The 8,618-nt window shown below is 72.3% G+C and carries 8 protein-coding genes; 5 read left to right on the top strand and 3 right to left on the bottom strand.

Translation table 11 applies throughout. The annotated features are described in order from the left end of the window. Positions 1-336 precede the first annotated feature (336 nt). Both ACFOWE_RS30560 and ACFOWE_RS30555 read left to right on the top strand, forming a co-directional pair. Positions 337-645 carry a hypothetical protein gene (locus ACFOWE_RS30560; protein ID WP_377293975.1) on the top strand — a complete coding sequence of 103 codons (309 nt, stop codon included), beginning with the start codon at positions 337-339 and terminating at the stop codon, positions 643-645. Positions 646-699: 54 nt separating this feature from the next. Then, positions 700-1,788 carry a sugar ABC transporter substrate-binding protein gene (locus tag ACFOWE_RS30555; RefSeq protein ID WP_377293973.1) on the top strand — a complete coding sequence of 363 codons (1,089 nt, stop codon included), beginning with the start codon at positions 700-702 and terminating at the stop codon, positions 1,786-1,788. A 112-nt stretch (positions 1,789-1,900) separates the two neighbouring features. Here the strand turns inward: ACFOWE_RS30555 and ACFOWE_RS30550 are convergent, their stop codons facing one another. From ACFOWE_RS30550 to ACFOWE_RS30540, 3 genes are all read right to left on the bottom strand, one after another. Then, positions 1,901-2,809 (bottom strand): RICIN domain-containing protein, encoded by a 909-nt coding sequence (locus tag ACFOWE_RS30550; RefSeq protein ID WP_377293971.1) that lies wholly within the window; start codon positions 2,807-2,809, stop codon positions 1,901-1,903. Positions 2,810-3,539: 730 nt separating this feature from the next. Continuing rightward, the gene (locus ACFOWE_RS30545; RefSeq protein WP_373868897.1) at positions 3,540-3,803 is read right to left on the bottom strand and encodes a metal-sensitive transcriptional regulator; all 264 of its coding nucleotides are present in this window, start codon (positions 3,801-3,803) and stop codon (positions 3,540-3,542) included. Positions 3,804-3,932: 129 nt separating this feature from the next. Then, positions 3,933-5,591, bottom strand: coding sequence for an FAD-dependent oxidoreductase (locus ACFOWE_RS30540; protein ID WP_377293969.1), 1,659 nt, complete (start codon positions 5,589-5,591; stop codon positions 3,933-3,935). 143 nt (positions 5,592-5,734) lie between these two features. Between ACFOWE_RS30540 and ACFOWE_RS30535 the strand changes: the two genes are divergently transcribed. From ACFOWE_RS30535 to ACFOWE_RS30525, 3 genes are all read left to right on the top strand, one after another. Then, a complete protein-coding gene (locus ACFOWE_RS30535) occupies positions 5,735-6,532 on the top strand; it encodes a hypothetical protein (protein ID WP_377293967.1) in 798 nt (265 codons plus the stop codon). A gap of 61 nt (positions 6,533-6,593) precedes the next feature. After that, positions 6,594-7,226 (top strand): NYN domain-containing protein, encoded by a 633-nt coding sequence (locus ACFOWE_RS30530; RefSeq protein ID WP_377293965.1) that lies wholly within the window; start codon positions 6,594-6,596, stop codon positions 7,224-7,226. 964 nt (positions 7,227-8,190) lie between these two features. After that, the gene (locus ACFOWE_RS30525) at positions 8,191-8,550 is read left to right on the top strand and encodes a hypothetical protein (protein WP_377293963.1); all 360 of its coding nucleotides are present in this window, start codon (positions 8,191-8,193) and stop codon (positions 8,548-8,550) included. The last annotated feature ends 68 nt before the right edge of the window (positions 8,551-8,618 follow it).

Here is an 8,618-nt window from a genome sequence, read left to right as displayed (position 1 = left end):
GCGTCCACCTCGCCCCCACCCCCACCCCCGCCCCCGCCGGCACCCCCGCCGGCACCCCCGCCGGCACCGGTCAGGGGACCGCGGCCACCACCACACCCGCAGGCGCCGCGGGCACCGGCGGAACCGACGCCGTGGTCGCCGCCTGACCGTCCCAGGGCCCGCCCCAGGGGACGACGCCGCGGCCCGGGCTCCGGTCCCCCGGAAGAGGGTCCGGGCGGGGGCCCGGTGGGCACCGCAGGACGGCCGCCGGTCCCCGGGTGGCGGACCGGTGCGAAATCGGTGCAGAACGGGTGCAAGCCGTACCTGAGAAAGCTCAGCTTCCGTCTTCTTCCTCCGATGGGCGACCCGACCACCGGCGCGGCGGTCGCCGCCATCAGCGAGATCACCGGAGTGATCTCCCAGGTCAGCGAGTACCAGGAGACCGTGGCCGCCGCCGTCGAGGAGCAGGCCGCGACGACCCGGACGATGAGCCGCAGCGTCGCCGACGCCGCCACCGGCTCCAGCGACATCGCCGAGCACATCAACGGCGTCGCCGGCGCCACCGACATGGCCAGCCAGGGCGTGGCCAGCACCACCGAGGCCGTCGCCGAGCTGGCGGGCATGGCCGCCCGCATGCGCACGCTCGTGTCGCGCTTCACCTACTGACCCGGCCAGCCGATCCGGCTGATCCCGACGGCCCTCGAACGGAGACGAAAGACAATGCGCGAGTACCGGCGTGCGACGGCCGCGGCGGTGGCCGCGGTGGTCACGGGCGTGCTCCTGACCGGCTGCGGCATCCTGCCCGGATCCGGTGACGACCAGGCCGCGGCGGAGCCCGCCGGACGGGTGGCGCTGCTGCTGCCGGAGCGCGCGGCCAGCCGCTACGACGCGGCGGACGCGCCGTACTTCTCCCAGCGGCTCAAGCAGCTCTGCCCGGCCTGCGAGATCGACTACCGCAACGCCGAGCAGGACGCCGCCGAGCAGCTCGACCAGGCCGAGGAGGCCCTGGAGGAGGGCGCGAAGGTGCTGGTGCTCAACCCGGTGGACAGCGCCGCCGCCGCGGAGATCGTGGAGCTGGCCCACGACCGCGACGTCCCGGTCGTCTCCTACGACCGGCTGGTGCTCGGCGCGCCCGTCGACTACTACATCTCCTTCGACAACGCGAAGGTCGGCAGGCTCCAGGCCGAGGCGCTGCTGTCGGCGCTGGGCGACGGGGCGCGCGACGGCGAGATCCTCTGGATCAACGGCTCCCCGACCGACAACAACGCCACGCTGTTCAAGCAGGGGGCGCACGAGACGCTCGACGGCAAGGTCCGCGTCGCGGCGGAGTTCGACACCCCCGAGTGGAACCCCGCCAACGCCGAGGCCTGGACCGCCCGCACGCTGTCCGGGCTGAAGGGGCGTGACATCGTCGGCGTCTACGCGGCCAACGGCGGTACGGCGGGCGGCGCCATCGCGGCGATGAAGGCCGCCGGGCTGCAGGCCGTTCCGGTGACCGGCCAGGACGCCGAGATCGCGGCGCTGCAGCGCATCCTCGTCGGGCGGCAGCACATGACCGTCTACAAGGCCGTGCGCGCGGAGGCGGAGAAGACCGCCGAGCTGGCGTTCACGCTGCTGCGCGGCGGGGAGCCGGAGACCGGCTCCACCGTGGACAACGGCGCGGGCGCGGTGCCGTCCGTCCTGCTCGACCCGGTCGCCGTCACCAAGGAGACGATCGAGGAGACCGTGGTCGCCGACGGCTACGTCACCCCCGGCGCGCTCTGCGCCGGCGCCTACGCCGACGCCTGCTCGGCCGCGGGCATCGGCTGAGCGGCGGAACCCCCTCCTGCGGAGCGGGAGTCCGGCGGGCCGGGCGCGCGCCGGCCGGGCCCGCCGGTGCCGGTCCGGGGCCGGACCCCGGGCCGGCCGCCCTGCCCGCGGTCTAGCTCATGGTCCGCAGCTGCCAGCGGCGGGAGGCGTGGCTGTCGCAGGTGTGCTGCACGGCCCGCAGGTTGTCGGTGGCCCGCGCGCCCTGGGCGATGGTCAGGCACTTGCCGGTCCGCATGTTCTTGATCTGGTAGTCGCCCTGGCCGCTCACGTCGGTCAGCCGCCAGCGGTGCGCCGGGATGTCGTCGCAGGTGTACTGCACGGCCCGCAGGTTGTCGGCGGCCCGCGCGCCGTCGGCGACGGTCAGGCACTTGCCGGTCCGCACGTTCTCGATCCGGTAGACGTACGGGCCGCCGGCCTGCCGGAGGGTCCAGCGGCGCGCCGCGTCGTCGTCACAGGTGTACTGCACGATGTCGAGGTTGTCGGTGGCCCGCGCGCCGTCGGCGACGGTCAGGCACTTGCCGCTCAGGCCGTTGCGCAGCATCACCGCGTCGATCGCCGTGCCGGAGAACTCACGGGGACGGTCGGCGCCACGCGGCCTGGAGTCGGAGGCGGGCATCGCCAGCTGGGCGTCCGAGCCCCGGTCGTCCGCGTCCTGGGCGTCCGCGTCCTGGGCGCCGGTGTCCCGGGTGTCGTCGAGCATGTCGCCCCGGGTGTCGTCGACCTCCCCGCGGTCGTCGTGGACCTCCCCGCGGTGGTCGTCGATGTCATCGCGGCCGTAGTCATCGCGGCCCTCGTGCCGGATGTCGTCACGGACGTCGGACCCCTGCCCGTAGACGCCGCCGTACTCCTTGTCGTGCTTGCCGTACTTGTCGCCGTAGTCGTCGTACGGGTCGGGGTGGCTCGTGGCGCCCACGGTGGGGGCGGCCGCCTGGGCGGGCGCCATGGCCAGCAGGCCCGGCGCGATGAGAGCGGCCGCCGCGGACGCCAGCAGGAGTCCGCGGGATCGACGGGAAACAGCCATGGTGATGCCTTTCGTGGTCGGTGGCGTGGACTGCGCGCCGCCGGAGAACCCCGGTGGCGCGGCAGGCCGGCGCGTTCGGAGCACGGCTGTCGCAGGCCGCTTCCCACGGACGACTGCGGACGACCCTGACCCCGGACGCGCGGCCCGGTGTTCCGCCAGGGATGAGGACCGCTCGTCGGCTGCGACACGGATGATCCCTGGACAGGGGCGGAACCCGACCCGAGTCCTTCCCTCGGCGCACCGCCCAGCCGACCGGCATAACGAAAAAATGGCGATTCAATTATATAAGCCATTGATCGTCATGCAATTTAGCTATTTGCGCGCTTTAACCGCTTTGAATGCTCCGCATGGCGCCACGTCGCCATGTCGCAAATCACCACAAAATGCGCACTTCAATCATCTTGCGCATCCCGAAGGTCCCGCCACCCCTCCGTCCCGCACCCCTGCCGCCCCCATCCGCCGGATCGCGCGGCCCCGGTCACCGCGGCGGACGGGACCGGGCAGGACCGCCCGGCGCCGTCCGCGGTCCGGCGCCGCGTCCGGACGTCACACCCGACGTCACTTCCGGCAGGTGCAGCGCTGCTGCCTCGGCACGCCGGCGAGGACCTGCTCGACGTGCTCTCCACAGCCGGAGTACGTCACCTTGCCGCACTTGCGGCAGGTCGCGGGCACACACATACTCGATCACCTCCCTTCCACGGAGCGGGGCACGACACCTCTTCCGGCCCCCTCAGGACAGGGCCAGGAACAGCTTCTCCAGCCGCTCGGGGGTGATCGGCGGCTCCTGACCGGTCTCGCGCGCCAGCTGGCACTGCTGCAGGCCGGTCGAGATGATCTTGAATCCGGCCCGGTCCAGCGCCTTGGACACCGCCGCCAGCTGGGTCAGCACCCGCTCGCAGTCCTCGGCGTTCTCGATCATCGCGATCACTCCGCCCAGCTGGCCGTGGGCCCGCTTGAGCCGGGTGAGGGCGTCGGCCAGGACGGTCGCGTCCATCTCCACGTTCTCCACCTCCATTTCCAATATACCCCCGGGGGTATTACCGGGTGCCGGGAGCGGGGTTCCCGGCACCGTCCCGCGGCGGACCTCCGGCCCGGATCCGGCCCGGTCGCCGCACGCCGCCGCTCAGGCGGCGGTGACGGCGGCTGCAGCGGTGGCGGTGGCGGTGGCGGTGGCGGTCTTCCACGTCGTGTAGCCGCCGTCCAGGTTGACCACCCGCCGGCCGAGGCCGGTCAGCAGCCGGGTCGCGGTGTGCGCGCGCACCCCGACCCCGCAGTAGACCACCAGCGGGCCCTCCGGCAACTCGCCCGCGCGCTCGCGCAGCCCGTCGAGGGGCACGTTGAGCGCGCCGGGGACGTGCCCGGCCGCGTACTCGCCCGCCGTACGGACGTCGACCAGGTGCGCCCCGGCGGCGACGGCCGCCTCCAGCTCGTGCCACTGCACGCTCGCCGTGGTGCCGTCCATCAGGTTGGCCGCGACGTAGCCGAGCATGTTCACCGGGTCCTTGGCCGAGCCGAACGGCGGCGCGTAGGCCAGCTCCAGGTCGGCCAGCTCCGGCGCGGTCAGCCCGGCGCGCATCGCGGTGGCGATCACGTCGACGCGCTTGTCCACGCCCTCGGTGCCGACCGCCTGCGCGCCCAGGATCTCCCCGGTGCCGGGGTCGAAGACGAGCTTGAGCGCCATCGGCGCGGCGCCCGGGTAGTAGCCGGCGTGCGAGGCCGGGTGGGTGTGGACCACCCGGTGGTCCCGGCCGGCGGCGCGGGCGCGCTTCTCGTTCCAGCCGGTGACCGCGACCGTCAGGCCGAAGACCTTCACGATCGCGGTGCCCAGGCTGGGCGCCAGCCGTACGGACCGGCCGGCGATGACGTCGGCGACCTGCCGCCCGGCGCGGTTGGCCGCGTTCGCCAGCGGCACCAGCACCGGGCCGTCGCCCACCGCGTCGGTCTTCTCGGCCGCGTCGCCGACCGCGAAGACGCGCGGGTCGCTGGTGCGCATGTGCTCGTCCACGGCGACGCCGCCGCGCGGCCCGATCGCCAGGCCGGCCTCGCGGGCCAGGGCGACGTCCGGGCGGACCCCGATGGCCAGCACGACCAGGTCGGCGGCCAGGCGGCGGCCGTCGGTCAGCTCCACGGTGTCGTCGTGCACGGCGGCCAGGGCGGTGCCGAGCTCCAGCGCGACGCCGTGCCGGCGCAGCTCGGCGTGGACCAGGGCGGCCAGCTCGGCGTCCAGCGGGGCCAGCACCTGGTCCGCCAGCTCGACCACGGTCACGTCCAGGCCGCGCCGGCGCAGGTTCTCGGCGGTCTCCAGGCCGACGAAGCCGCCGCCGACCACGACCGCGGTGCGCGGCTCCGCGGCGAGCGCGGCGACGAGCGCGTCGAGGTCCTCGACCGTGCGCAGCGTGCGGGCGCGCTTGACGCCGGGCACGTCCGGCACGAACGGCGCCGCCCCCGGCGAGAGCACCAGGTGGTCGTAGGTCTCGGCGTAGACCTCGCCGGAGGTCAGGTCCCGGACCGTCACCGTGCGCGCGGCGGCGTCGACGCCGACCACCTCGTGGCGCACCCGCACGTCCAGCGCGAAGCGCTCGCGCAGGCCGGCGGGCGTCTGCAGCAGCAGCGCGTCCCGCTCGGCGATCACTCCGCCCAGGTGGTACGGCAGGCCGCAGTTGGCGTAGGAGACATGGCCGCTGCGCTCCAGCACGACGATCTCGGCCGACTCGTCCAGGCGGCGCAGGCGGGTGGCCGCGGACATGCCGCCGGCGACCCCGCCGATGATGACGGTCTTCATCGAAGCGATCTCTCCCGAGCAGTCGGGGCGGCCCGGCGCGCGCCCTCGCACCACCTCCAACATATACCCCCCCGGGTATATTTCCCGCCGCCGGGCGAACAGGCGGGTGGCGGTCCGGAAAGGGTGTCAATACAGTATTGACGGTGCCCACGAGAACGGTCCGGACGGTGCCGGAGCCCGAGGCGGCCCGCCGCGTCGAGGCGATCATCGAGCGGCGGGCCCGGTGCGACGACCCCGACCGGGAGAAGCTCTGCGACGAGCCGCTGGAGCTGGTCGCCTACGTCCTCGCCCACCGGCGCGTGCCCGAGGAGGTGCTCCGGCGCGACGTGCCGGACGCGCTGGTCCTGCTGGAGTACGCCCGGCGCGCGGTGCCGGTCCTGCCCGGCCGCCTGGACCGGCTCGAGCACCGGCTCCTCACCCTGGGGACGGAGATCGGGCTGAGCCTGGGGGAGCTGGCCGCCGCCCTGGGGCTGCGCTCACGCCAGGCCGTGCAGCACCGGCTGCTCCGCCACGCCGCCGCCGAGCGCGGCGGCCCCCGCAGCGAGGTCGCCGAGCGCGCCGCCCGGCGGGCCGAGGAGCGCGAGCGGGCCTGGCTGGACCGGCACGGCGCCGACCTGCTCTCCTGCACCGAGCGGCTCCTCGCCCACCGCGACCTGCTGGCCGCGGCCGGCGGCGAGCTCGGAGAGGCCTTCGACGAGCTCGCCGAGTCGCTCTCCCGCGTCCCCGGCCCTGCGGATCCCCGGCGTACCGCAGACCTGCGGCACACCACCCGCCACGTCACCCGGACCCGCCACCTGGCGGCCCGGCTCCGCCTGCTCCTGGCCGACCTCGCCGCCTCGGGCGCCGCCGCGGAGATCCCCGCCGGCCACCCGGTCCACGCCCTCCTGGCCCGCACCACCCGCCTTGCCACCGCCCACCAGTCGGCCCTGCCGACTTCCTGACAGGCGTACGCAGCACAAGAACACCCTGCACTATAACCGTATGTAACTATATCTTTACCGTGTGATAACCAACGTCTATGTGGACGGGTTCAACCTCTTCTACGGCTGTCTGAAGGGAAGTCCGTACAAGTGGCTGGATCTCGACGCCCTGTCCCGGCGCCTTCTGCCCGGACACGACATCCATCGCATCCGCTACTTCACCGCCAAGGTGGCCGCACGTCCCGATGATCCTGATGGGCCGAACAAACAGCACTTCTACCTGAGGGCTCTGGCGACGATCCCTCATCTCAGCATCCACTTGGGCAGATTCCAGCAGAAGAGGGTCAGGATGCGGCTGGCCTGCCCACCATCGAGAGGTCCGGTGACCGTGGAGGTCATCAAGACCGAGGAGAAGGGGTCGGATGTCAATCTCGCGACGTACCTTCTCGCAGATTCCTTCCGAGGAGACTGCCAAGTCGCAGTGGTGGTCAGTAACGACGCCGACCTCGCCGAACCGATCAGAATGGTCTGCCATGAGATCGGCCTCAGAGTCGGTGTGGTGAATCCGCACGGGGTGCATCGCCGGAGTGCCGATCTGAGAGCGGCCGCGCCCACCTTCTTCCGGCAGATCCGCCCGTCCGTCCTCGGCACCTGTCAGTTTCCGGAGAAGCTGGAGGATTCCCAGGGAGAGATCCGTAGGCCTGCGGCTTGGTGAGAAAATGCAAGGCCCCGTCCGATGGACGGGGCCTGCTCCCACCGGCACGTGTCCCGTGGGGCGATGTCCCTCAGTAAATCGACTCGCCTCCGCACATGTCAACTCACTTTGCGTACTCGACCTGCACGCCTGGAGTCCACCGGCCTTGAGAGGCGCGGCGCTCGGGGACCAGCGCCAACCGACGAATGCCCAGGCACCCGTTCCGGGCACAAAAAAAGTCCCCGCCATTCCCGGAGGAAGGCGGGGAGGAATCGAACTCAGTGTACACGGACCCCGGTCGCCTCTCCCCGGATTCACCGGACGCGCCGGCGGCGTCGCCGTCATACCGGCCGGAGGCCCGTCGTGCGGTCCTGGTTCCCGGTGCGTACGGGCGGGGCCTTCGGCCGCCCTGTGCCGGCGGCCGAAGGCGCCCTTCCCGATGTGAGCACGGTACTGTCCCGCAGCGACCATCTCACGTCAGACGTGTCTATCAGCGACTCTTCCACTACGACAAGTGACCAGATGGGCAAGATGGACAAACGCCGCCCATCTCATCACTTGCTGTAAATGTCCGCCCCGCCGGAGCGCGGGGGACAAAATCCGCCAATACCCCTAAATGCGCGGCCGCCCCTCGCCCTTCCGAGGTCACTCCACGCTCGCCGCGAGGCCGGGCCGGCCGTACGGCCCGCCGCCGGGAAACCCGGCGGACAAGGACTTGCCGCGCGGCGGCGCCCTCCACCTTCCCGCCCGTTTCGGCTGATCACTGCATCCATTGCCGCCATGATCAGACATGAGTGGATTAGTGATCAGTCGCGATCTTAATTCGCTTTTCGTATCTACTACATTACTCTCCGTGTTTGAGAAGAGAGCGGCGGGTATGGGCCGTTTGGGTCCACCGCACCCGGCCGCCGGACGGCCGGGGGAGGAGACCCGATGTGAGTTCCGGTCCAGAGGGGGACCGGACCGAGAAAGGAAATCCACTTCCATGGGCAAGACACTGTCTCGCATCGTGTTCACGGGAGCCGCGGCGGCCGCGCTGCTTCTCTCCGGCTCGTCCGCTGCCCTGGCCGGCGGCGGTGGCGGCTACGGCGGCGGCTACGGCGGGGACACCTTCTACAAGGCCAACAAGTCGATCGCCGGCCCGCAGGGCGCCGCGAACTTCACCGTCAAGAGCGGCACCGGCGGGGGCGGCTACGGCCCCTACGGCGGCGGCTACGGCGGTGGCTGCGGCTACAACCCGTGCGGTGGCGGCGGCTACGGCGGCGGCGCCTTCTACAAGGCGAACCAGTCGGTGGCCGGCCCCGGCGGCGCCGCCAGCAACAACATCGTCAGCGCCACCAACTAGGGTCCGCTGACCGATAGTGGATCACTCTCTGTAGCACATGGGATGGGGGCCCCGCCCGGCACGCCGGG

The organism is Planomonospora corallina, from assembly GCF_042650625.1.
In the GTDB taxonomy this organism is placed as follows: Bacteria; Actinomycetota; Actinomycetes; order Streptosporangiales; family Streptosporangiaceae; genus Planomonospora_B; species Planomonospora_B corallina.
The sequence above is the reverse complement of the archived record's forward strand: the minus strand, read 5'-3'. Positions and strand labels throughout refer to the sequence as shown.